The sequence below is a fragment of the Niabella sp. genome (assembly GCF_030150205.1).
Taxonomy (GTDB): Bacteria; Bacteroidota; Bacteroidia; order Chitinophagales; family Chitinophagaceae; genus Niabella.
Window position 1 is genome coordinate 57,717 of record NZ_JASLGT010000024.1, and the last position, 25,003, is coordinate 82,719.

Annotated in this window: 18 protein-coding genes; 8 read left to right on the forward strand and 10 right to left on the reverse strand. The window is 47.3% G+C overall.

Going from position 1 to position 25,003, the window contains the following annotated elements; all coding sequences use genetic code 11:
• Nucleotides 1-275: 275 nt before the first annotated feature.
• Both feoB and Q1V85_RS16975 read left to right on the forward strand, forming a co-directional pair.
• Nucleotides 276-2,363 (forward strand): ferrous iron transport protein B, encoded by a 2,088-nt coding sequence (feoB, locus tag Q1V85_RS16970; protein WP_300601707.1) that lies wholly within the window; start codon nucleotides 276-278, stop codon nucleotides 2,361-2,363.
• A 278-nt stretch (nucleotides 2,364-2,641) separates the two neighbouring features.
• Entirely contained in the window at nucleotides 2,642-5,899 is a 3,258-nt protein-coding gene (locus Q1V85_RS16975) for an amidohydrolase family protein (RefSeq protein ID WP_300601709.1), read from the forward strand.
• Nucleotides 5,900-5,975: 76 nt separating this feature from the next.
• Here the strand turns inward: Q1V85_RS16975 and Q1V85_RS16980 are convergent, their stop codons facing one another.
• Nucleotides 5,976-6,422, reverse strand: a complete 447-nt coding sequence (locus tag Q1V85_RS16980) for a cytochrome c class I (RefSeq protein ID WP_300601710.1) — start codon at nucleotides 6,420-6,422, stop codon at nucleotides 5,976-5,978.
• Nucleotides 6,423-6,574: 152 nt separating this feature from the next.
• Between Q1V85_RS16980 and Q1V85_RS16985 the strand changes: the two genes are divergently transcribed.
• Nucleotides 6,575-7,036: a viral A-type inclusion protein gene (locus Q1V85_RS16985; RefSeq protein WP_300601712.1), complete on the forward strand. Its 462-nt coding sequence runs from the start codon at nucleotides 6,575-6,577 to the stop codon at nucleotides 7,034-7,036.
• Nucleotides 7,037-7,070: 34 nt separating this feature from the next.
• Here Q1V85_RS16985 and Q1V85_RS16990 read toward each other — a convergent pair whose 3' ends face one another.
• The 9 genes from Q1V85_RS16990 to Q1V85_RS17030 form a co-directional block, all read right to left on the reverse strand.
• The gene (locus Q1V85_RS16990; RefSeq protein WP_300601713.1) at nucleotides 7,071-7,679 is read right to left on the reverse strand and encodes an adenylate kinase; all 609 of its coding nucleotides are present in this window, start codon (nucleotides 7,677-7,679) and stop codon (nucleotides 7,071-7,073) included.
• Between the two features lie 477 nt (nucleotides 7,680-8,156).
• Nucleotides 8,157-8,585, reverse strand: a complete 429-nt coding sequence (locus tag Q1V85_RS16995) for a hypothetical protein (protein WP_300601714.1) — start codon at nucleotides 8,583-8,585, stop codon at nucleotides 8,157-8,159.
• A 177-nt stretch (nucleotides 8,586-8,762) separates the two neighbouring features.
• Nucleotides 8,763-9,041 (reverse strand): hypothetical protein, encoded by a 279-nt coding sequence (locus Q1V85_RS17000; protein ID WP_300601715.1) that lies wholly within the window; start codon nucleotides 9,039-9,041, stop codon nucleotides 8,763-8,765.
• Nucleotides 9,042-9,231: 190 nt separating this feature from the next.
• Nucleotides 9,232-10,557 (reverse strand): DUF4302 domain-containing protein, encoded by a 1,326-nt coding sequence (locus Q1V85_RS17005; RefSeq protein ID WP_300601716.1) that lies wholly within the window; start codon nucleotides 10,555-10,557, stop codon nucleotides 9,232-9,234.
• Between the two features lie 8 nt (nucleotides 10,558-10,565).
• Complete coding sequence (locus Q1V85_RS17010) at nucleotides 10,566-11,987, reverse strand: substrate import-associated zinc metallohydrolase lipoprotein (RefSeq protein ID WP_300601717.1); 1,422 nt, start codon at nucleotides 11,985-11,987, stop codon at nucleotides 10,566-10,568.
• Between the two features lie 23 nt (nucleotides 11,988-12,010).
• Entirely contained in the window at nucleotides 12,011-13,504 is a 1,494-nt protein-coding gene (locus Q1V85_RS17015; protein ID WP_300601718.1) for a RagB/SusD family nutrient uptake outer membrane protein, read from the reverse strand.
• Nucleotides 13,505-13,515: 11 nt separating this feature from the next.
• Nucleotides 13,516-17,181 carry a SusC/RagA family TonB-linked outer membrane protein gene (locus tag Q1V85_RS17020; RefSeq protein ID WP_300601719.1) on the reverse strand — a complete coding sequence of 1,222 codons (3,666 nt, stop codon included), beginning with the start codon at nucleotides 17,179-17,181 and terminating at the stop codon, nucleotides 13,516-13,518.
• A 222-nt stretch (nucleotides 17,182-17,403) separates the two neighbouring features.
• Nucleotides 17,404-18,564 carry a FecR family protein gene (locus Q1V85_RS17025; RefSeq protein ID WP_300601721.1) on the reverse strand — a complete coding sequence of 387 codons (1,161 nt, stop codon included), beginning with the start codon at nucleotides 18,562-18,564 and terminating at the stop codon, nucleotides 17,404-17,406.
• Between the two features lie 70 nt (nucleotides 18,565-18,634).
• Nucleotides 18,635-19,192 (reverse strand): RNA polymerase sigma factor, encoded by a 558-nt coding sequence (locus Q1V85_RS17030; protein WP_300601722.1) that lies wholly within the window; start codon nucleotides 19,190-19,192, stop codon nucleotides 18,635-18,637.
• Nucleotides 19,193-19,527: 335 nt separating this feature from the next.
• On the opposite strand from Q1V85_RS17030, the gene msrB reads away from it, so the two are divergent.
• The 5 genes from msrB to Q1V85_RS17055 all read left to right on the forward strand — a co-directional run bounded on the left by msrB (nucleotide 19,528) and on the right by Q1V85_RS17055 (nucleotide 24,911).
• Nucleotides 19,528-20,091, forward strand: coding sequence for a peptide-methionine (R)-S-oxide reductase MsrB (msrB, locus tag Q1V85_RS17035; RefSeq protein ID WP_300601723.1), 564 nt, complete (start codon nucleotides 19,528-19,530; stop codon nucleotides 20,089-20,091).
• Nucleotides 20,092-20,253: 162 nt separating this feature from the next.
• Nucleotides 20,254-21,597, forward strand: a complete 1,344-nt coding sequence (locus tag Q1V85_RS17040) for a TolC family protein (protein WP_300601724.1) — start codon at nucleotides 20,254-20,256, stop codon at nucleotides 21,595-21,597.
• A 23-nt stretch (nucleotides 21,598-21,620) separates the two neighbouring features.
• Nucleotides 21,621-22,910, forward strand: a complete 1,290-nt coding sequence (locus Q1V85_RS17045) for an efflux RND transporter periplasmic adaptor subunit (protein ID WP_300601725.1) — start codon at nucleotides 21,621-21,623, stop codon at nucleotides 22,908-22,910.
• Between the two features lie 24 nt (nucleotides 22,911-22,934).
• Nucleotides 22,935-23,681 (forward strand): ABC transporter ATP-binding protein, encoded by a 747-nt coding sequence (locus Q1V85_RS17050; protein WP_300601727.1) that lies wholly within the window; start codon nucleotides 22,935-22,937, stop codon nucleotides 23,679-23,681.
• Between the two features lie 9 nt (nucleotides 23,682-23,690).
• A complete protein-coding gene (locus tag Q1V85_RS17055) occupies nucleotides 23,691-24,911 on the forward strand; it encodes an ABC transporter permease (RefSeq protein ID WP_300601729.1) in 1,221 nt (406 codons plus the stop codon).
• Nucleotides 24,912-25,003: the final 92 nt, after the last annotated feature.

Here is a 25,003-nt window from a genome sequence, read left to right on the forward strand (position 1 = left end):
TTCCCCGATCAAAGCCAGCAGCTTCAGAACGGGAGAACAGCCACCATTAGTTTACAAAGCAGGAACCACCTGTTTTTAGTGTTCGTCCTGCGGCAGATGCATGCTCCGCTGCACAGCACTCAACTCGCCAGGCCGGGTCATTGGGCCGATCCCGGATAGCGTGTATGAGCAGCCGCAACCACAAACATCGGATTTCGTAAATGATCATCCGCAAAGGATCCGTAAATTTGCGGCTCCTTAGGATTTTGGAAAATAAGCAGCTACATATAGCATTAGTGGGTAACCCCAACAGCGGGAAAAGCTCTTTGTTCAATTCGCTTACCGGGTTGACGCAAAAAGTGGGGAATTTTCCCGGGGTAACCGTAGACAAAAAGACCGGAACTTCAAAAATTGGCCAATCAACCGCCAAAATCATCGATCTTCCGGGAACTTATAGTTTATATCCCCGCCGGTTGGATGAGGAAGTAGCCTATAAAGTGATCCTGAACCAGGACAAAGACCTGAAGGCCGATGTAATTGTGGTAGTGGCGGATGCCAGTAACCTGAAACGTAATTTATTGTTTTGCAGTCAGATCATTGATCTGAAGCGTCCTGTGGTGATGGCGCTTACGATGATGGATCTTGCCCGGAAAAAAGGCATCCACATCAATATCAATGAAATGGAACGGGAACTGGGCATTCCCATCGTGGCCGTAAATCCCCGTAAAAACAAGGGGATCGACCATCTCAAAAAAGCCATCGAGCTGGTTTCCGGCAACCTCTTTAAGGCTCCGGTGCATAATTTTATCGATGTGGAAGCGCTGGCGCCCCAGGCTATTGCCGGTGTTCAGCAGCTGGTACCCGGCATTAGTCCTTATGAGGGCGTGCATTACCTCATCAACCACGAAACCTTTACCCTGCCCAATACCCTGCAGGAGCAGATTGAGCAAACAGAGGCCGACCATCATTTCAACCCCACCAAAACCCAGGCAGAAGAGATCCTTCAGCGCTACCAACGCATTGGTATGGTGATGAACGGATCCGTTACCCTGCCGGATCCGAATAAAAAATGGATCCTTACTGATAAACTGGACAATATTTTCCTGCACCGCGTTTGGGGCTATTTTATTTTGCTGGCCGTGCTGTTCCTGATGTTCCAGTGCGTATTCCTGATCGCATCCTACCCGATGGACTGGATCGAATCCGGAACAGCCTCCTTTAGTGGATGGCTGAGCAATGTGCTTCCCAAAAACAATTTTTCCGACCTTTTAATAAATGGCATCATTGCCGGTTTAGGCGGTATCATCATCTTCGTGCCCCAGATCATGATCCTTTTTGGATTGATCACCCTGCTGGAAGATACCGGCTACATGGCCCGCATCAGCTTTTTAACAGACCGGGTTATGCGCAGCGTGGGGCTCAACGGAAAAAGTGTAATGCCCATGATCAGCGGCTTTGCCTGTGCAGTACCCGCCATTATGAGTGCCCGCAGCATCGAAAACCGCAAGGAACGGCTGCTCACTATTTTAATTACCCCCCTCATGAGCTGCTCTGCCCGGTTGCCGGTATATGTGATCCTGGTAGGCCTCGTAATTCCCAAAACCTACTTTCTTGGATTCATCAGCCTTCAGGGCCTCATGATGATGGGCCTTTACCTGCTGGGCGTGGTATTTGCCCTCCTGGTGTCGTATGTGGCCAAGTTCTTTATAAAAAACAGGGAAAAAAGCTATTTCATCCTGGAATTGCCCGTGTACCGTGCGCCCCGCTGGAAAAACGCACTGGAAACGATGATCGAAAAAGCAAAGATCTTCGTGGTACAGGCCGGTAAAATCATCATGATCATCAGCATCATCCTCTGGTTCCTCAGCTCCTTTGGGCCCAAAGAACGCATGCACATCATACAGCAGGAATACGAAACTGCCCTGGCCAAACCCAATGCGGACACCGTACTGGTGGAAGAAACCCGCGCAGCAGCCAAACTGGAAAACTCCTACGCCGGTATTATGGGAAAAAGCATTGAGCCGGTGATCCGTCCGCTGGGCTTCGACTGGAAGATCGGCATTGCCCTGGTTACCTCCTTTGCTGCCCGCGAAGTATTTGTGGGCACCATGGCTACCCTGTATAGTGTGGAAGATGACGGCGGCGCCAATGTGGCCCTGCGCGATAAAATGGACAAAGCCACTTTTGAAGACGGCAGCAAGGTATTTACGGTTGCCACCGGTGTATCGCTTCTCATTTTTTATGTATTTGCCATGCTTTGCATGAGCACCCTTGCCATTGTAAAACGCGAGACCGGTTCCTGGAAATGGCCCCTCATACAGCTGGCCTATATGACCACACTGGCCTATACGCTCAGTTTCCTGGTATATCACCTGTTAAAATAAATATTTTGGGGCTCCCGGCTGTAGTACATTCATCAGCTACAGTCCGCCGCCCGTCTTCAATCTTTGCCCTTCCCGCATCGCCAACCCGGCAAAGGATTTCCGCCTAAGCGGCGCAGCCCTTCGGCTTTTGTGCAGGGGGACACTGCGACAGGGAGGACAGGCATCGCCTCAAAATTTCACCCCGGTCTCCTCGTCAGCCGAAAGCCGCCAAACTGCAACCGCCAACTAAGTTTGCCGCTAATTTCCTACATTCGGCTCTTTATAAACAATCAACATACATGCGGTCTTTACTTTTTATCGGTCTTTGTTTTATAGGCTCCTCAATTGCTGCCCAGCCTAAAAAGGACTCTACCAAACCGGCCTCTTCAAAATGGGATGTAAACAATCCTCCCGGCCAGTTCTATAAGGATGTTTCCTTTTCTGTAAACGAAGGCACCTGGATGAACCTGGATGTATCGCCCAAAGGGGATGAAATTGTGTTCGACTTACTGGGCGATATCTACAGCATGCCCATCACCGGCGGCACCGCACGCGTGCTGCGGCAGGGCCTGGCCTATGAGGTACAGCCGCGCTTTAGTCCAGATGGGAAAAAGATCCTTTTTACTTCCGATGCAGGTGGTGGTGATAATATATGGGTGATGGACCGGGATGGCCAAAACGCCCGGCAGGTGACCAAAGAAAATTTCCGGCTGCTGAACAATGCCGTATGGTCGCCGGAAGGCAACTATATTATTGCCCGCAAACATTTCACAGCCATGCGTTCGATGGGCGCAGGGGAAATCTGGATGTACCACATCACCGGTGGCGATGGCATTCAGCTCACCAAACGTAAGAACGATCAGCAGGATGTGAACGAGCCTTCGGCATCTCCGGACGGGCGTTATATCTATTACAGCGAAGACATGTACCCCGGGGGATATTTTCAGTACAATAAAGACCCCAATAATGAGATCTATGTGATCAAACGCTATGACCTCGAAAAAGGCAAAACCGAAACGGTTACCGGCGGCGGTGGAAGCGCTTTCCGGCCGCAGGTATCTCCAGACGGTAAAACACTGGCCTTTGTAAGAAGGGTGCGCACCAAAACCGTTTTGTATCTACGGAATATTGAAACCGGGGAAGAATGGCCGGTTTACGACAAACTCAGCAAAGACCAGCAGGAAGCCTGGGCCATCTTTGGCGTTTACACGGGCTTTGCCTGGATGCCGGATGGAAAAGATATGGTAATATGGGCCGGCGGCAAGCTGAATAAGGTGCCGGTAAGCGGCAGCAACACCGCCACGGAAATACCCTTTACCTGTAACGTTACGCAAAAAATTGCGGAAGCCATCCGCATAAAACAAAACCTCAATAAAGACCAGGATACCACTCATGTGCTCCGGAGCCTGGTTACCGCCCCCAACGGAAAATTTATTGTATACAATGCTCTTGGATCTTTGTGGAAACAGGAACTGCCCAACGGCAAACCCACACGTCTTACAAAATCAGATGACATCGAAGACCAGCCTTCTTTTTCAAAGGATGGCCGCTGGCTCACCTATATCAGCTGGAACGACAGCGCCATGGGAAGCATTCATATAATGGATCTTACAAAAGGCAGCTCCCGCAGGCTGGATATTGAAAAAGGTATCTACACCACTCCCGCTTTTAGTCCCGATGCCAAAACCATCGTGTATTGCAAAGAAGATGGGGATAATGTGCTGGGCAATGCGTTCAACACAAATACCGGCATTTACACGGCTGATGTAGCCGGAATCGCCCGCCCTGTTCGTATTACACAAAATGGCAGCGCCCCTTATTTTGATGCCACTGGTACCCTTATTTATTTCCAAAGGGGAAGGAACCTGGTCCTTTGCAAAAAAGATGGCACCGAAGAAAAAACTGCAGCCACCAGCACCTATGGCAGTCAGTATATACTGTCGCCGGATGGCAACTGGCTGGCCTTTGTAGACCTGCATAAAGTATATATTGCCGCTTTCCCCAAGACAGGGAAAACCCTCGAGATCGCCGGCGGTTCCAATACCATACCGGTGCAACTGGTGGCCAAAGATGCGGGTTATAACCTGCACTGGAATGCCAATAGCGAAGAACTGCATTATAACCTCGGCAACGAATATTTTACCATTCCGCTCAAACAGTATTTCAAGTTCCTGAATGAAAAAGATACCACTACGGTGCCGGCTGTTGCAAAAGGCCTGCCGGTTGGCGTTACGTATGCACCCGACAAGCCCAGGGGACTAACGGCCTTTACCAATGCCCGCATCATCACCATGAACAATAATGCCGTTATTGAAAAGGGCACGGTGCTGGTGGAGGGCAACCTGCTGAAAGCGGTTGGCGCGGGTAGCGAGGTAACCATTCCCGCCGGCGCCACTGTCGTTGATTGCGCCGGAAAGACCATCCTGCCCGGTTTTGTAGATGCACATGCCCATGGCAATCATTTCAGGAGCGGCATTACCCCCCAAAAGCACTGGCCTTATTATACCAACCTTGCTTTTGGCGTTACAACCATGCATGATCCTTCGGCCAATAGTGAACTGGTGTTTGCGCAAAGCGAAATGATCCGGGCCGGCAAAATGGTGGGGCCGCGTGTATTTAGCACCGGAACCGTATTGTATGGTGCAGACGGAGATCTCAAAGCCGTTATCAATTCCCTGGATGACGCGCGCAGTGCCATCCGGAGAACAAAGGCATTTGGAGCATTCTCTGTAAAAAGTTATAACCAGCCCCGCAGGGAGCAGAACCAGCAGATCATCGCCGCTGCCAAAGAACTGGGCGTGTTGGTAGTACCGGAAGGGGGCTCCTTTTTTAATCACGATATGGCCATGATCAACGATGGGCATACGACCATCGAACATAACCTGCCCGTTGCAGTATTACAGGATGATGTGATCCAGCTTTGGAAACATTCAAAAACCGCATATACTCCTACACTGATCGTAAATTACGGTTCGGTGTCCGGCGAATATTACTGGTACCAGCATACCAATGTGTGGGAAAATGAAAAGCTGTTAAAATACACACCCCGCGCGGTTATTGATGAGCGCAGCCGCCACCGCACCATGCTGCCCGAAGAAGAATATGAAAACGGTCACATCCTCAGCTCCAAAAGCGTTAAAAAACTCAGCGATGCCGGGGTAACCATCAACATGGGCGCACATGGACAAATACAGGGTATTGGTGCCCATTGGGAAATATGGATGCTGACACAGGGAGGCATGAGCCCGCTGCAGGCACTGCAAACCGCCACCATCAACTCCGCCCGCAGTCTTGGACTGGACGATTGGATCGGATCCCTGCAAACCGGGAAACTGGCAGACCTGATCATCCTGGATGCCAATCCCCTGGAAAATATCCGCAACACCGAATCGATAAAATATGTAATGGTAAATGGCCGCTTATATAACACAGATACCATGAATGAAACGGGTAATGATCAAAAGCCCCGCAGTAAATTTTATTGGGAACTGGGAAGAAGAGGCAGCGCCTTTAACTGGCAGGACGGCGGCGGTGCACAGGAAATGGATACGGATTAGCAAAGAGCGGTCAGCAATCAGCTTTTAGCGTGGTCTCTGAGCTAATGGCTGATTGCTGACTGCTGACTAAAGGTTCCTATTTCACCGTTTTATATACAGTGATCACATTATCCTTTTCCAGCGAAGCTTCATCGGCATTCACTTTCCAGGTAAGTTTTCCATTGGTATAAACGGTGGCTCCCTTTTCCTTTTCGCCCTTCATCAGCTTTACCGTTTCTCCGTTTATAGTAAGCTCCGCTACGCCCATATTCCCCGAATCGTGGTAAACAGCAGTAATGGTTTCACCCTTGTCATTGGTGTATTTCTTCTCGTTTTTATCTACTCCCGGGGCCGGCGTGCCCGTACTATCCACATTTGCCGTATTGGCAATCACACTATCGGCCGGATCTGTTAGCGGCGTGGCGGTAGGCAGGGCGGTGGAGTCGCCCGCTGTTGGGGCTGGTGTTCCCTCTGCCGAAGGATTATTGTTACAAGCCACTGCCATTACAAAAACGGCGGCCATTATTACCTGTTGTTTTTTCATGTTGCTTCCTTTTTATTAAAAAATCCACCGGCAATACTGATGTCATCAGGTAAACGCCGGGGTTATTCCAGTAGCTAATATACAAGAATCATTCCTTAACAGTCCGGCCGGTCCGGCAACTATTCGTACCTTAGCCTTAAAATTTCTCATCCATGAAGTTTCTGTTTTTCCCATTAACCCTTGTTTTATTGATGGCCTGCGGGGATGGAAATCGTCCGGCATCCACCGAAACGCCAGACGGCCCTCAAACACAGGCAGACAGTCTTTTACAGGAAGTTATTGACGGGCATGATGTGGCCATGCCGAAAATGAAAAAGCTCGAGCGGCTGATGAACGAGTCAAAAGCCGCTATTGACTCCCTTGGCAAATTACCAGCAGGCGCTCAAAAACAAAATGCCGGTTTAAAAACAAAGCTGGAGGAAGCGCTGACAGATCTGACCAATGCCGACAAAACCATGCATGACTGGATGAACGGGTTCAAATATGACTCATTAAAAGATAATGAACCGGAACGTATCAAATACCTGCAGGATCAGAAAACAAAAGTGAATGTGATGAAGGATGCGGTGCTCAGCAGCATCAGCAAGGCTGAGGGGGTATTAGGCAGCAAATAAAAAAAGGTCCGGCTTCAACCGGACCTCAACACTTTTAATCGAATGCTTCCTGTTCTTTACGCTGCCGTTCCAACACTTTGTCGATCTGGCTGCTCAGGGCATTTGAAATATCTTCTACAGATCCCTCACCGGGGATGGCTTTAAATTTGTGCTGCAGTTTGTAATGATCTGCAACAGGTGCCGTTTCATTTTGATAAACGGAAAAACGGTTGCGGATCACTGCTTCATTGGTATCATCTGACCGGCCGGAAGTTTTGCCTCTTTCTAGCAGGCGTTTTACCAGCTCTTCTTCAGAAACTTCAAGCGCCAGTACACTGTGAATAGCGGTACGTTTCAGTTCCAGCAATTTATCCAGGGCTTTTGCCTGGTTAGCGGTACGTGGAAAACCGTCGAACAAAAAGCCGCCCGCATCTTTATGCAGCTCCAGGCAATTGTCGATCATACCAATTACCACTTCATCCGGTACCAGTTGCCCCTTGTCCATAAAATTCTTCGCCTCTATACCCAGGGGCGTTTTATCGGCGATTTCTGAACGCAGAAGGTTCCCGGTGGAAAGGTGCACCAGGCCATACTTTGACACCAGAAGGTCAGATTGTGTTCCTTTACCGCTACCGGGAGGACCGAATAAGATTAAATTAAACATTTACGCTTTTCTTTTAAAGTGATGCCAACAAATATAGCAAAGCCTGGGCAAAAATGGCCGATTTGAGGCATTTATTAAAATTTCTTAAAAACGGACAGGCCCGCTTTATAGCTCCGAGAGCCGTTAGAAAATCTGAAGTATTTAGGATTCAACGTATTAATGATTTTTTTAAACACTTCGTTTATGGAACGATTCTTACCACATATGTAGCGAAAAATACACAAACGTTCGAAAGTTTAAGCAGAATACCGGAGCTTTAGGCAGCGCAATCTTCGTTCCGTCACCCTGACCGGAGTGGAAGGATCCCTCAATTTCCGGACAGCCTGGTATCACAGGGATGCTCCGGCTACGTTCAGCACAACGGCAGCAGGATTGATCTTCTATGCATCCTGCCATCTGTCATTCCATTTTTAAACGACTTTTGGTGCCCCTTTTTCCCCCAAATAAAGACCAGTTGTATCCGTAAATGATCATTCTCTATTCATCCACGGGCTCCGCAACGGGCCCCGATACGATTTCGGCGGCAAATGGCTGCCCGGTCTGAACAAAATAAGTGCGCAACGTAACCGTATAGGTTTGCGTGGCATCCTGGTACACATAATACATATCATCCCATTGCCCGTAAGTATTCACGAGCTCAAAGGTTATGCCTCCGGTGCTTGTAATCGTTGGCAAAGAAATGTAGTAGTCGGACTGCTGCGGCTGGCTCCCCACCGGCCAGGAACAATAAGAAGTGAGGGACAGGGTACCCGAAACAGAGCCGCCATTGGGGGCATAGGATACATAGGACAGGTTATGATCCGTTGCGTACATATAATACAACGGAGGATTCTGCTGTGCAAACAAAGACCGGCTTACAAAGAGCCCGGCCAATAGTACCAAAAGACAGATCGCTGTTTTTTTCATTTTTTAAATATTAGCGGTTAAAAAAATCAAATTGATTCAGCCAAATCGCCCAGGCAGCTATACTCAGTAACCTATTCTCCTGGGAAGAACCTGTCATGCTGCTCATCAGCGTACCGTAACAAATACAGAAACATCAGTCAAGTTAAATCTGCCCAGGCCCACTTATAAATCATCTTTTTACATCACTGCGAACATTGTTACCAATAACAGGAGCGTTGCGATCGAAAAAATACCGGCCACAATAAGTTTAAAGTCGTATTCTTTTTTGCTTATCCTAACTATAACATAAACCAATATTGCCGGCACCAGCAATATTGCCGGTATCGTAATAAGCTCCGCGATAGCAGTAAAAACCGGACCGGGATCTGCATTTTTAATAGCGATGTAATACCGCACTATAAAATATGCAGTGAGCAAAATGGAGATCAGCAAAGCAACAGAAGATCTGATTTGCATGAAAATTATTTGTTTCGTGGCTGAAGGCACCCGTGTCGAATCCTGACAAGGCGTTACCCCAAATTGTAATAATTAAGGGTGATCCCAAAGGCTCCTTGCCCTGCCCGTTCTGCTAATACCTGCTGAGCCAGGTTCAGAACAACCATTTATTATAAACAGGCCTTCTGGATCACCCTAACAAATTTCATCTTTAAAACACTGTGGTAAACGAAAATTCCGGGTGTTGCACGCTTGTAAAGACAGCAAGTACACCAGTGGCGCCACTGTCGTAATAATCAACTGCAAAGGAATCCGTTAACAGCCGCTGCCCAAGAATGGGTCCAAAGCCGGCTTCTGTAATAGCCGCATTGGTGCCCAAATAATCGCTGGCCTTGGTGAATGTAATCGTACCGTCGTCTGCCTGATTGTAATATAAATTAAAGGTAGCAGTAAATTGTGTAGCTCCCTGCGGAATATCAGCTACAAAACTCATCCGCTGTGCCGCCTTGCCAAACGTTAATACGATCTTTCCCAAGGTAAGATTATAACCACCGGTTAACAGGCTTTGCCGTACCTGTGCTCTGCGCGCAGTAAAGTCGGCCGACCAGCCGGCATAGGCTGTTGCATTTGGAATTGTAAATGCGGTAACACCCGTTCCGATGATCGCCTTTAACGGGAGGATGGGCGTTGTACTTTGCTGAACGGCATATTCCTTTCCCTGTGCATCAATCACTACAATTGTATTCGCATCTTTTTGCTTTAATGCAGTAAAAGTGGTTCCTAGCAACTTTATCGGATCGGTAAGAAACACCCCATCATTACTAAAACCAAAACCCGTGGCCGCCGGAACACCGGCGCCATTGGCACCCAGCCTTATGGTATTAAAAAGCTTGGTGGTATTATTAAAGCTGATGATTATGGCATTGCTTTTCCCGGCAGAGTCTACTGAAAAGTAATTATTTCTTTTGGTACTAAAATACGTTTTAAAGGCATCGATCGCCGTTGCATATCCCCCGCCGGTATAAGCAGCAGCATCGCTGGTGCTTGCCTTTAGCAGGAACAACGTGTTCTTGTACTTTCTGCCTTTAAGAATAATGGTATCGCCGCTGTTGCGCAGGTATTCAAACTCCACATCGCTTTGCAGGCCCTCACGTGCAGAACCTCCGTTATTGGCTGAGTTAGGATCCTGCAAAATACTGATGTACGTATAAGAGTCGAATATAAGCGTAGAATTGGATATATACTGAACGCGGTAGGTAGACTGCTTCTGGGTAGTGGCATTGGCAGTGTTCCAGTCTGACAGCATGGTTACATAATCCTGCGCATCAAACTTCATATAAAATCCATAGCCGCCGCCATTAAGCGAGGTACGTAAAAAGGCCTTCCACCCATTGGCAGAGCCGGTCAGCAGGTTTTGTAATTCTGCATTCCGCTCTTTCATGCGCTGCTCCGGCAGTTTGTCAAACACATAATCTACCTTGGCCTTGTTGCAGGCAAACAGCAGCGTTCCTAAAAGTATGTATAATAATTTTTGCATAATTCCTGTTATTTGTAAGTTACTGGTCCGTAGAAATAATTAGCAGGCGTTCCATTTACAGAAAATCCGGCAAAGGTTTTATATAAAGGATTGGTGGGAGTGATCGTCGTTGGTAAATACGCGGCTACAAAACTCCGGTTCGTCAGGTAGGGCAGCATTATTTTTTCGAATGCCGTCAATCCGAAATTACCTCCGTTTCCATTATAATCCAGGCCGCCGGACTGCGTTTTTGTAAACCGCGTCAGGCCCGTTATTGGATCAACCGTATAGGCCATATAGTAATCAGATGCATAAACCGTAGCAGCGGTAGGTGAGGTTGCAAATGCAATTCTAAAAATCATTGTACTGGCACTTGTAAATACAAACTGCAGATACCTGATGTCATACGTCGTTTGGGCAGCTTTGAATTCTGCTCTGAAATTGGAGTATAGGGTATTGAATGCTGCAGAAGAACCATAAGTAGTATAATGAACCGCAGTGGTATCAACCGTAATGGTATTGACTTTATTTCCTGCAAGCTGGAAAGGAAATTGCAATGAAATATCCGATGGATCCGTCACATTATAGATCGTTTTCAGCTGTTTTTGTATTTCGGCCTGTAATGTATAGATATCTACATTGAAATTATTTTTCATGTACTCATAGATGATTGCTTCTTTTTCCTTAAGGCGTATAGAGCCTGGTGCATTGGGGCCCATCTTGTTTATTATATTGCTGTACCGGATAGGGCCGTCTACCAACAAGGAGGCCAGCATCTCTGCAAAGTCTTCGCCAAAAGAACTACCGCCATATGGAGTTATAAATCCACGCGCATAAGCAGTATCAGCGTTTACTTTTGTCCAGTCAGGATCGTAATCGCCCGCGCTTACCCTGGCATACGTAGGAGGAATGGGTATGGTTTGGTTTAGCGCGTGGGTAAATTCATGATACACCACATGTGTGTACCACAATACCAGGGCGGGATCAGTAGGCGTAAACTTGTTCAAATCAAATAATACCATCGTACGTGCATTACTGGAGGTGCCCACGGTATAGCTATTATCATTGTTGTATTCTCCTGATCCAAAAAGCACCCACTCTTTGTGAAAATAGGTCTTACCGAAATTATCGCCGGCTACTTTTTGATAGGGGCCTATGAAATTATCCAGGATCATCTGCATGGCTGGTTTAATCTTATTCAGGTCTACCGGCGACACATTTTTCAGGTCGTCGCTCTGCTTGCTCCGGTCAAAGCGGTACTGTACCAGTATATTCCATGGAGTGGTAAATTGCTGGTTGAGCCAGGTATCAATGTCATTGGTGGGGGTAATGTTTTGCGGATAATCATTCATATCCACATTTAAATTCGTATCGTTTTTACGGCAACTGCCCGTTGCAAGCAGTGCAGCAAAGGCAACAGTGACCAATATATAATGTATAAATCTTTTCATCCGTATACGTTTTATATGTTTTATTATCTGGGGTTGGGTTGTAATCCGCCTAACTGCACGGCATCCTTGGGAATTTGAAATACCCGCCGGTTATCATTTGCCTCCAGTGTTATGTATGATTCTGAATTGTCGTTGGCGATAAGCAAATGCTTTATCGGCATTTTATAGCGGATCATATCCCAGTAGCGCATGCCCTCGTTCATAAAGGTCCAGCGTTTAAAATCCAGGATGGTGTTGAGCAGTGCTGTTTTATCATCCGCCGGCACACCATCCACCTTATAAAAATCTTTGGCCTTGGCCAGGGTTACCGCCATGGTGGCAGGATTATACGTGGTAAACTTATACCGGGCGCACATATTCAGATCGGCCAGCACTCCATCATAGTTACCCAGTTGCAGATAAGCCTCCGCACGATTTAGCAAGGCCTCATCGGTTGTCAGCAACGGCATCTGCAACATAGGATACCCGATGCTTGCGGCGGCATTGGTTACAAAAAAGAACTCTCTTAGCTTACTTAGGGTATAGTTGCCGGTGCTATAGGTAAAGCCAACCGTATAGAACTTGGTTCCGGTTACATTGGAAGCGGTATACCAGGAATATACAGCCGGGCCAAATGCATACCTGTTTGCAAAGAAAGTAGTCCTTTGAAACCGGGCGTCCATTTCATGTACCAGCAGGTTAAACTTAGCATCTCCGTTGCAAAAGAAATTGGCATACGCCGTACCATCGGTGGTTAAACTTGCTGCTGCGGGATAGTTCCGGATGCTTCCGGTAAAATCGCCATTGGGCACCACCTGGTTGGCATGGTCAATTACTTTCTGCCATTGTTTTTTAAATAAATAAAAGCGCGCGGCAAAGGCATGCGCCGCTGCCGGTGTAAAATGATAGGCCGGAACCTGCCACTCACCGCCCTTTAAAAGCGGGATACCGGCTTCCAGGTCTTTTTCTATTTGCGCATATACAGATGCAACGGTACCCCTTGCATATTTTACATACGGATTGGTTTCCGGCGTTAGTATATAAGGTATGCCCGGCGTATCGTTGGCTCCGTCCGGATCGTAGGGTTTGGCAAAAAAAGTAACCAGCAGAAAATGGCTGAAAGCACGGGCAACCAGCGCCTCTCCTTTGTACGGATTGGCAGAAGGACCGATATCATTTTTTTCAATGGCTTCCAGGGCCTGGTTGGCGGCCGCAATACCTGCATAAGCTCCGTTCCAGAATGCAGCCGGCGTGTTGTAGCTATCTTCATCAACATCCTCAAATTTGTACATCTGGGGAAAGGGCAGGTCCAGGTTAATGCCCGTTGCATTGGGTCCTTTATCGGATACATTGTCCGAATACATTTCACCCAAAGGTGCATAAGGCGCTTGCGGATAGGCAGATGCTACTAATTTAGCCACGTTAGCAGCGGTACTCAGTTCGGCCCGGTTATCGGGTGCCTTTTCCAGGAACTTCTTACAGGAAGAAGCGGAAAATAACAAGACGCCACAAATTGTAATTATAATAAGTTTGTTCATAGTACTAAAAATTATAAACCGATTTTTATTGAGAATGTATACGCCCGGGGAATGGGCATGGCCACACCGCCATTGTTAAAAAACTCCGGATCTGCTCCTAACAATTTTTTGTCGGAGTACAACAGTACAATATTGTTCCCTACAAAGGATAACTGCATGCTGTTAAGTCCCATTTGCTGCGTAATGCTCCTGGGCAACAGATACGCCAATGCCACTGTTTTCAAACGGATGAAATCTCCCTTGGCCACCCGTTGGTCAGAATAGTTATAGGCATTGTATGCATAGGCCGGAGACACGGATGTACCGGTGGTGAGCCGCTTATAATTTACCCGCTGCAGGGCGTCTAAAATAGACGGAATATTTGTTTTGTTTTCATCGCCGGGCATGATCCACCGGTTACCCATTTCCTGCGACATCGCTAACAGGTCGGTATACCGGTCTGAAAAAATGGGCTGGAGTCTTACTTTATTTCCATAAGAAAACGTAAACAAGGCCGATAATGAAAAGCCTTTATAATCCAGTTTATTAAAATAGCCGCCTGTAAAAGTGGGATCCACCGGTCCTTCGTATTTCAAATATTTGGTGGTATTACCTTGCAGGTAAATATAATTGTCAACGTCGCCGGATTCATTGATGTAACGGGGCGAGCCGTTTGCCGGATCCAGCCCTGCATATTTTATGGAGAACAGGCCTCTTTGCGGATAACCCTGCAATGGCCCACCCTCAGCTCTTACCAATGACCAGATGTTGGGGCTGATCTGCTGCTCTACAATTTCGTTTTTATTAAAGGCAAAATTCAAACGGGTACTCCATCCAAAATCACCCTGCTCTTTGGCCTGGATGATTTGCGCACCAATCGTCGTTTCAAAGCCCTGGCCTTTCATTCTTCCGTTATTGGCCGTTTTTGTTTTTTCGCCGCCGATCCCTGCATTTTTTACAGTGGTGATCAGGTCAAAAACATTCCGGCGATAATAGTCTACCGTAAGGCTCAGCCGGTCGTCAAAAAAGCCCAGGTCTGCCCCCAGGTCCAGCTCCCGCATTTTCTCCCAGGTCAGCTGATCATTGGCCAGATCGCCAATATAGATCACCGCTTCTTTTTCATCGGTATTGGGTCGATAGGAGATCCTGTTGTAGAAAACAGCATCGGTATTGGTGGCATTACCAATATTACCCACCAGGCCATAAGTACCCCTTACCCTTGCCGAACTCAGGAACAAATGCGTGGGGAAGAATTTTTCGTTGGAAATATCCCAGGCTCCCGATAGGTTCCAGGTGGGCAGCCAGCGCGCCTGCGGAGATTGACCCATCTTATTGGAACCATCATAGCGCAGGGTTCCGTTAAGACTGAACCGGTTATCGAAGTTATACGCGGCCCGGCCCATATATGCCAGAAAGCGGTCGTAGGTATAGTACATACCAAAATAAGGCGTACCGCTTTCCATTACTTTTTTAAAGTACAGGTAATTGGGATTCACCAGGCCACCGTTATTGTATTGATAGCCGGCCCCATCGTACGCATAGTTTTGCCGGTCTGTAGACCGAAGCTCCATGGAACCGAAGAAATTGAACGTATTGCGTGCCCATTTTTTATCGAACTCTACGTTCTGCCGGAAGTAGTAATTTTTAATTTTATCTTCAACCGTATTCAAAAATCCGCCTTCGGGCAAAACGATCACGGGCAAATTATCATTATCCGGATCATCGTAAAGCCAGCGGTTATTACCAATGACAGAGCTATTGGAATAGGCCCTGAAGGATTGCGCCATATTGGAATTATCCAGTATATACTGCTGACGGGTGGTTTGGGCATACCGGTACGCCCCGTCTATGGAGTATTGAAGTCCTGGTATGATCATGTATTTGAAACCGCCCTGCACTTTTATATCCAGCATAGAAAGTTTCAGATAGTTGTTTTTTACTTCGTTCAATATATTAAAGGGCGCCCAGTTCATCAGCATATAATCCAGGTTCCCTTTATCGTCATAAGGTGTAATTAAGCGGCTGGTATTTAATGCGTATGAGTACGGGTTGATGTCGAAATCCCTTGAGTATTTTCCATATACCGGATCAGATTCCCTGTTGATCACACCGGGCGTCCGCTGGTCCCGGATGGAAGAGGTTCCTATAAATTCAAAGCTTAGTTTTTTACTGATTTTAAAGTTGGTGCGCATATTGGCGGTAAACCGGCTTACCTTATCGGCAATGGTTTGCCCGTTATCATTCATAAAGCTGGTTGAAAAATAATTCTGCACCCGCTCCGAACCGGATGAAACACTTACCGAATGCTCCTGCAGCAACGAGTTTTTAAACAACACATCAAACCAGTCGGTATTGGCACTTGCATAACGCTGCAAAAACCGGTTTTTGTCGGCCATATCATAACCGTTCTTCAGTGCCCAGGTACCGGAAATGGAATCATAATCATACATTTCCTTATACAGCTTATAAAAGACCCCTCCGTTTTGCGGAGCACCAAGACCGGCAGGCGTCAGGTACCCTTTGTTCTCCATTTCCACCATCACTCCCATTTGCTGCGCAGAGTTCATAATATCGAACTGGTTGTACGATGGTTTTATATAGGTGGTAAAATTACCCGTGTAGCTGATATTGGCTTTCCCCTGTGTGTTGCGTCCCTTTTTTGTGGTAACCACAATTACACCATTCATTGCCCGGGCTCCATACAGTGCTGTAGCTGCCGCGTCTTTCAATATATTAAAGGACTCCACATCATCCGGGTTTAATCCTGCCACAGCAGAGCCAATAAGCGTATTGGCATCACCGGTAGAAAGCGCCTCGTTCGAAATGTTTACCACATCTTCCAGGATGATGCCATCCACTACCCACAACGGTTTATTATCACCCGTAAGAGAGGTTGCGCCACGCACCCTTATTTTTGGGGCCGCACCAAATGTACCCGACACGTTCTGAACCGAAACACCGGCAGCCTGCCCTTCCAGCATTCTCGAGATATCGGGCACACCGTTACGCTCCACATCTTTTGAGTTTAATTTGGTAGCAGCACCGGTAAACAGTTTCCGGTCTACCTTTTGGTAGCCCGTTTGAATTAATACTTCGTCCATGTCCTTCACCTGTTTTTCAAGTGTGATGGTAAATGAAGCCGATGTTACTTTGTGTTCTATAGACTTAAACCCGGAAGCGGATATTTCTAAAACAGCGCCGATGGCTATATTACTTAAGTGAAAGACACCCTCATCGTTTGCGGTTGTACCAACCCGGGAACCTTTAACAGTAATACTCGCGTTGGGAATGGCAGTGCCATCCTCACTTTTTACCACACCCTGGATATCGATATTGTTTACTACCGGATTTTTGATCTCCGCAGCAACAGGGATACCGATAACAGCCGCGGGCACTGTTTTCTGTGGCCTGGCGGTTACAAACACCGTGTTATTTTCAATTACATACTGTACCGGCTGGTTATAAAAAGCCTTGTTCAGCACTTCGGTTAACGGCATATTCCGTACGTCTAATGTAACAGGCCCGGCCCGGTCGATCACCTGCTTTTTATAAAGCACGGTGTACCCCGTTTGTTGTTCAATAGCCGTAAATAACTTCCTCAGGTTTTGTTCCTGCCCGCTGAAGGTTACCGTTTGGGAATAGCCACTGGCGCCTACTTCCATACATGCAATAAAAAGAAGAAAGACCGTCAATTTCATTATCAGAATCGTTTTGAAAAGAAGGGGTCGCCGGATGCGACTCCGTGGAGAAAAATTAAAACTCATACATTTGTATCGTTATGGTTATACAATAAGAAACATGATACGCCTATCATTTCTGTTGGTAATCATCGCCGCTGTCCCTGGTGGTGCGGGGACAGCATTTTATTTTATGGTTCTTTTACAGAAGAATGTTATGTCATGGTGGTTTTTTAGTTTAGATTAATAGATAATTAGGGTTTTATTTTCCATCCGGAACCGGATCCCGGAGTCTTTAAAAAATTCAAGCACCCGCGATAAATTCACTGCCCGGTTCAGCTTTCCCTCAAACTCTACCCGTGGCACTTTTCCTTCATATATTACATCGATATCATACCAGCGCGACAGTTGCTGCATGATTTCGGAAAACGGGATATCGGAAAAATTGAAATAACCCATTTTCCAGGCCATTACCTGATCTATATCGGCGTCCTGCACCTGTATGGTGCCATTTGCAACGATTGATTGCTGACCAGGCATCAGTATTTTTTCGACCGGATACTGATCCGATTGCACCCGAACTTTTCCTTCAAGGAGGGTGGTTTTTACATCCGCATAACTGTTCACATTAAAACGGGTACCAAGCACGGTGATCTTCTGGTGGTTACAGGATACCGTAAACGGAGCTCCCGAAGCTTGTTTGGTCACCTCAAAATACACTTCCCCGCTGATGCTTACTTCCCGTAGCGGACCGGTAAACGCAGTGGGATAGGAAATAGAGGAGGCACTGTTGAGCCATACTTTTGATCCATCCGGCAATACCAGTTCAAACTGTTTTCCGCGTGGTGTAGATACGGTGTGGTGTACGGGTTGTCCGGCCGTTTTGGTTTCATATTGTAACCGGCCATTCTTCAATACTGCCTCAGCACCGCTGCCATCCTCAATAACATTATTTCCCAGGCTGTCCAGCGCCACCTGGCGTCCGTCAGACAAGGTAAGCAGCGCTCCGGTACTGCCCGGTTTTACATCCTGGAGCACCACCTGGCCGGTTCCAGGATTTACAGCCTTCTGACTACGGTTATACCAAAAAATGGCGCTAAACAGAACAAGCACACAGGCCGCGGCAATGGCCGTCCATTTCATCCAAACCGTTCTGCGATGCGGCACAACAGCCGGCCCGCCCGAACGCGCCAGGATATGCTCCAGTATTTTTTCTGCTTTTTCCGGTGGAAGATCTGAGGTCCTGCCCGTTTTGTGCCAGGCAGCATGCACCAGCTTACGCAAAACCGGTTGCAGCTCCTCCCGCATGGCATACGAAAAAAGCTCCTGCCGTTCGGCTTCTGATATGGGCTCCTCAAGCTGTTTGTTAAACAGCTCCGTCAATCTTCCCGCTGCAGATGTCATTTTTTAATTGGTTGATCTATACTATGACGCAGGAACGGAACGAAGGGAGTAGTAATTTCTTAACTTTTTTTTAATATTTTATTAAGAATAGGATCAGGAGGGTGTACCGGTTGGCAATTTCTTTGCGTAATGTGCGCAGTGCCACCGACATATGTTTCTTAACAGTCAATACAGTGATGCCCATTTTACGGGCAATTTCTTCATGTTTGAGTCCCACTTCACGACTCAGCAAAAAAACAGAACGCTGCTGGGGGCTCAATTGCCCCACCAGGTCGAGGATCTGTTCCCGCACTTCTTTAAAAACCAGCTCATGCTCCGGATGCTGGGGACTGAACGTGGTATCTTTTAGCTCTGCAAGGATCAGCGATTCTTTCGCCAGACTCCGGAAACGGCTATAAGCCTGGTTTTGGGCCATCCGGTGCAGATAGGCATTAAAATTTTCGACATGTGCCAATTTTGTACGGTCCTTCCAGAGCTTTAAAAACACCTCCTGCACGGCGTCCTCGGCAATATCTGCAGAACCGGTAACCCGCAACAAATAAGTATAGATCCGGGGCCTGTATGCATCAAATAACTGCCGGAAAGCAGTTTCACTGCCTTCGGCCATTAACTGAAGCCATTCTTGCATAGGAACCGTACTCACACCTAAAAATTTACAGACAAAACATGACGCTTTGGTTATCACTATTTTAAACAAGACCTGCTGCTGGCATATCTCATGTAGAAAAATAATGACCGTTTTTTATTATCTTTTTAAAGAGTTAAGATAACTGTTTTTTATAAAAACCGAACCTCTTTTTATACCAGGCAGCCGGATTTTACCCGGTTTGTCCCGGAATTTATCAGCGCCAGCATTCCCGGAAGCCGTACCCCCGGCGGCCGGATGGTGCAGATGCCAACGGCATCCCCGGTAGCTCCTGCAAACATTTTGCATTGTATCTTTGTATTATAATAAACGTCGCTATGAAATATTTGCCCGTATTATTGGTTACCATCAGCGTGTTATTTCAGCATTGCGGCTATTCCCAATCCAAGCCCGGTCCTAAACCGGATTCAATAAATATGAAAAAGGAAAACAACCCTGTATATTCCCGTTCCGACAGTTCAAAAGTGAATCTGACTGAAGACGAATGGAAAAAAATCCTGCCTGCAGAGGTCTATTATATTGCCCGGCAGAAAGGAACGGAACGCCCATGGACCAGCAAGTATGAAACTTCAAAGGAAATTGGCACTTATTATTGTGCGGCCTGCGGCAATCCCTTATTTAAAAGCGATACCAAGTTTGAAAGCGGATGCGGCTGGCCCAGCTTTTATGAGCCCATCAGCAAAACCAGTGTTATTTACCTGGAAGACCGTTCCCATGGCATGGTTCGAACCGAGGTAGAATGCGGTCGCTGTAAAGCCCACCTGGGGCATGTGTTTGATGATGGCCCGCCACCTACCCGGTTGCGCTATTGCATTAACGGCGTGGTCCTTGACTTTGAAAAAGCCAAAAAAGCGGAAGAAGATTATAAAAAAAGCCAGTAGCCGCTTTTCTGTGCCCGGTCATTTTGCAGACACTTAACAGTTTGTTTTCATATTTTATCGTTTTAGATGCAGGAAAATTAAGATACCAGCGTCAATTATATAGAAGAACAAATTGTTATTGTCCTGCTTTATAAAAAGCAGGAAACAAAAAACCAGCTTTATATGGCCCGGGAAAAAATAGCAGCGCTGTTCATTTGTTTTCTATGCCTGTCTGTTAAAGGAAGCGCTCAAACAGACTCCAGCCTCGCCAACCTGCCTCAAACATGGACCCTGGAACAATGCGTTTCTTATGCCAAACAGCACAATATCCAGGTAAATGCCCTTCGTCTTACCCAAAAAACAGACGCACAGAACCTGTTATTGGCAAAAGCCGCAAAGTATCCTTCCTTATCGGGAAATGTTGCGCAGTCATTTACCAATAGCAAGAACGCCGATCCGGTAGTGGGAGGGTTTCAAACCCAATCCAGTTTTGCCAGTAACTACGCCCTCAACTCCGGTATCACTATTTATAACGGAGGCTACCTGAATAATGATATCCGGCAAAAAAACCTGGTGGTTGAAGCGGCGCAACTGAATACGGAGGCCATGGAAAACAGCATTACCCTGCAGCTCACCCAGTTATACCTTCAGATCCTGATGGCCAAAGAAAACATCATCTATTTAAAGGACCTGTTACAAACCTCGGAAGCCCAGTTGCAGCAGGGACAATTAAAGTACAACGCCGGCAGCATCGCCCGCAAAGATTTTGTGGGCCTGGAAGCCCAGGTGGCAACCGACCAGTATAATCTTACCACTGCACAAAATACGGTACGCCAGAATACGCTGGCCTTAAAACAATTGTTACAGCTACCCTCCGGCTATACGTTACAAATCATTCAGCCCGATACCGTAGCCATTACTTCATCGGCTGTTGATGACCTGGGTACCGTACAGCAACTGGCGCAGAACACCCGGCCGGAAGTTAAAAGCAGCCGTTTAGGTGTGGATATTGCCCGGTATGACCTGCTGAAAGCCCGTGCGGGTTTAAGGCCAACACTTACCGGCTCCGGAACATTGTCCACAGGTTACTCCGATAACCAAACAACCGCCTATATTAAACAACTGGACAATAACTTTTACCAGCGGGTAGGCATTACTCTTTCCATACCCATCTTTAATAACCGCATTACCAGGACCAATATTGAAAATGCAAAAATTGAAACCGAACAGGCCCGGCTTACACTAATGAATACAGAATTAACCCTGTCGCAGGAAGTGGAACAGGCCTATGTGAGTGTATTGAATGCGCAGGCCCAGTATGATGCCGCTGTAACACAATTACAGACCACCAGGGAAACCTACCATATTTCGGGGGAGCAACTTCGTTTGGGTGCCATTACATCTGTAGACTACCTGCTTCAAAAGAACCTGTACCTGCAGGCGTTGCAGCAATATATGCAGGCGAAGTACAATGCCATTATCAGTGTAAAAGTTTATGATTTTTATAAAGGCAGGCCTGTGAATTAAGATACCATTTAAAAGAATAAGGAATGAAAAGGAAGCGCATTATAATTCTGCTGACAGTACTGGTCCTTATCGCTGCGGCCGCCTGGTACTGGGGGGTTAAAAAGAAAGAACAACCTTTGGAGCTTACCACAGAGCATCCCCATTACGGCTATATTGCCACCAGTGTAATGGCCACCGGTACCATTCAGCCCGTAGATACGGTTACCGTGGGAGCACAGGTTTCCGGTACCATAAAAAAAATATATACCGATTTTAATTCCCGGGTAAAAAAAGGACAGTTACTGGCCCAGATTGATCCGTCTTTATTAACGGCCCAGGTACAGCAGGTAACAGCCACCTTACAGCAGGCGCGCAGCAATCTTGCATACCAGGCGTCTAATTTTAACCGCCAGTCGCAACTATACAAAGCCGGCGCCATCAGCAAGGCTGATTTGGAAACAGCGGAAAATACTTATAAGGCGGCGCAGGACCAGGTAGCCGGCACAAAAGCGCAGGTTTCCGCCGCTCAAAGAAACCTTTCATTTACCCATATTTATTCGCCTATTGATGGTACGGTTCTTTCCCGGAGTGTAAGCGAAGGCCAAACCGTAGCTTCCAGCTTTAATACCCCTACCTTGTTCAGCATCGCAAAGGATCTTTCAAAAATGCAGGTGCGGGCAGCGGTTGATGAGGCCGATATCGGTAATGTGCGTGTGGGAGAACGGGCTTCCTTTACCGTAGATGCATTTCCCAATGATGTGTTTAATGGTACGGTGCAGGAAATACGGCTGCAACCTACGGTTTCCGCAAACGTGGTTACCTATGTAACGATCATTGATGCGCCCAATAATGACCTGAAACTGAAACCGGGTATGACGGCCAATATTAATGTATATACCCAGGAAGTAAACAATGCATTATTGATTCCGGCGGCAGCATTAAAATATCGCCCCGATGCCTCCACCGAAAAAAAATTTAAAGTACAGCAAACAGGGATGGGAAATACGCAGGGCAAAAAACCAGGTATGGGCGCCGGTAAAAAAACAGGTACAGCCATACCAGTGGCTGATTCCATATCCGGAATCACCCACGCGGCGGTTTGGTTACGAAAAGGAGACTCCCTGGTCCGTCGCCATATTGAAACCGGTTTAACTGACGACATCAATGTGCAGGTGCTAAAAGGGTTGAGTGAAACGGACGAAGTGGTCACCGGCCAGCAAAGCGCTCCGGATACCAAAGGCAGTGGCGGTGCCGCCTCCGCAGACAGAAGTCCGTTTATGCCGCAACGGGGTGGTGGCAACCGCGGTGGCGGTGGCGGCAGTAAGCCCCGTTAACCCTTTCAATAAAATGATGGGATCATGGAAAAGAAAATTTTGGAAATAAAGGACCTGAAACGGAATTTCCAGGTAGGGTCGGAAACCGTACATGCATTAAAGGGTATTTCCTTTGATGTAACGAAGGGCGAATTTCTTACCATCATGGGAAGCAGCGGTTCCGGCAAAACCACCCTGCTAAATATCCTGGGCTGCCTCGACAAACCTACGGAGGGCAGTTATTTGCTGGACGGTGCAGATGTAAAAACACTTTCAAGGGACGAACTGGCGCGGCTGCGTAATCATAAAATAGGGTTCGTGTTCCAGGCTTATAACTTGCTCCCCCGCACTTCAGCACTTGAAAATGTAGAGCTTCCGCTGATGTATAACGCCACCATTTCCTCCAGGGAACGTAAAGAGCGGGCACTGCATGCACTGGAAGCCGTAAAACTGGCAGAACGGGTAGATCATATGCCCAACCAGCTCTCCGGAGGGCAGCAGCAACGTGTGGCTATTGCCCGGGCCCTGGTAAACGAACCGGTCATGCTCCTGGCAGACGAAGCCACCGGCAATCTTGATTCCAAGACCTCCTACGAAATCATGGCGCTGATGCAGGAGCTCAACGCCGATGGCAAAACCATCGTTTTTGTAACCCATGAACCGGATATTGCCGCCTTCAGCAGCCGAACCATCATGCTGCGGGATGGCCGGATCATAAAGGATTCTGTAAATGAGCACCGGAAATCAGCAAAAGAAATGCTGGCCGCAATGCCCGCTACTGATGATTATTAAACAACCGATATGAGTTTGGTCAATCTTTTCAGGATCGCTTTAAGAGCATTGCAACGCAATAAAATGCGGGCCTTCCTTACCATGCTGGGGATCATCATTGGCGTGGCATCTGTAATTGCCATGGTAGCAATCGGCCAGGGATCAAAAAAAAGCATCCAGGACCAACTCTCCAGTATGGGTTCAAATATGATCACCATTCGTCCGAACAGTAATGTAACCGCCGGTGCCCGGCTCGATTTCTCCAGCGTGCAAACACTTACCGAACAGGATATTATCGCCATAAAAAAACAGGCGCAGTATGTAACCGGTGTTTCCCCGGCGGTAAACCAGCGGGGCCAGGTCATTAACGGAAGTTTGAACTGGGCTACCACATTGCAGGGCGTAAGTCCCGATTTTCTGAGTATCCGGAACTGGCCGTTAAGCAGCGGTATACCTTTTACGGACGCAGATGTAAAAACGGCAGATAAAGTTTGCCTGCTGGGCCAAACGGTCGTTTCCAACCTCTTTCCGGGTGGCGAAAATCCAGTGGGAAAAATAATCCGTTTTAATACCATTCCGTTTAAGGTTATTGGTGTTTTGGCTTCCAAAGGAGAAAATGCCTTTGGCCAGGACCAGGATGATATTGTGATGACGCCCTATTCTACAGTTCAGAAACGGATCTCTGCTTCCATCTATTTTCAAAACATTTATGCTTCGGCAGCAGATGAAGCCAGTACGGATAAAGCCGTGGATGAGCTCTCCCTTATTTTACGGGCCTCGCACCACCTGAAACCGGCCGATGAAGATGATTTCACCATCCGCACACAGGCCGAACTGATCAATACCTTTAGTTCTACCAGCCAGCTGTTAACGGTGTTGCTGGGAGCCATCGCCGGAATCTCCCTGGTTGTAGGCGGCATCGGCATCATGAATATTATGTACGTTTCGGTTACTGAACGTACAAAGGAGATCGGTTTGCGTATGTCATTGGGCGCCCGCGGCAAGGATATTCTCCTGCAATTTCTGGTAGAGGCTATTTTGATCAGCATCACTGGTGGCCTTATCGGCATTGCATTAGGTGTTACCTCCAGCCGCTTTATTACCCTGTTTTTAAAATGGCCTACCCTGGTTTCGGAATCATCCGTGATCCTTTCCTTCCTGGTATGCGCCATTACCGGTGTATTTTTTGGTTATTACCCGGCACAAAAAGCATCCGGGCTCGATCCTATTGAGGCCCTGCGTTATGAATAATAGATCCCTAACCCTACACCAGAAGGCCGGTCATTCCGGATCGTTTTATTCAATGCACAAATATTCGTGTATTTGCAGCAACATGACTTCGG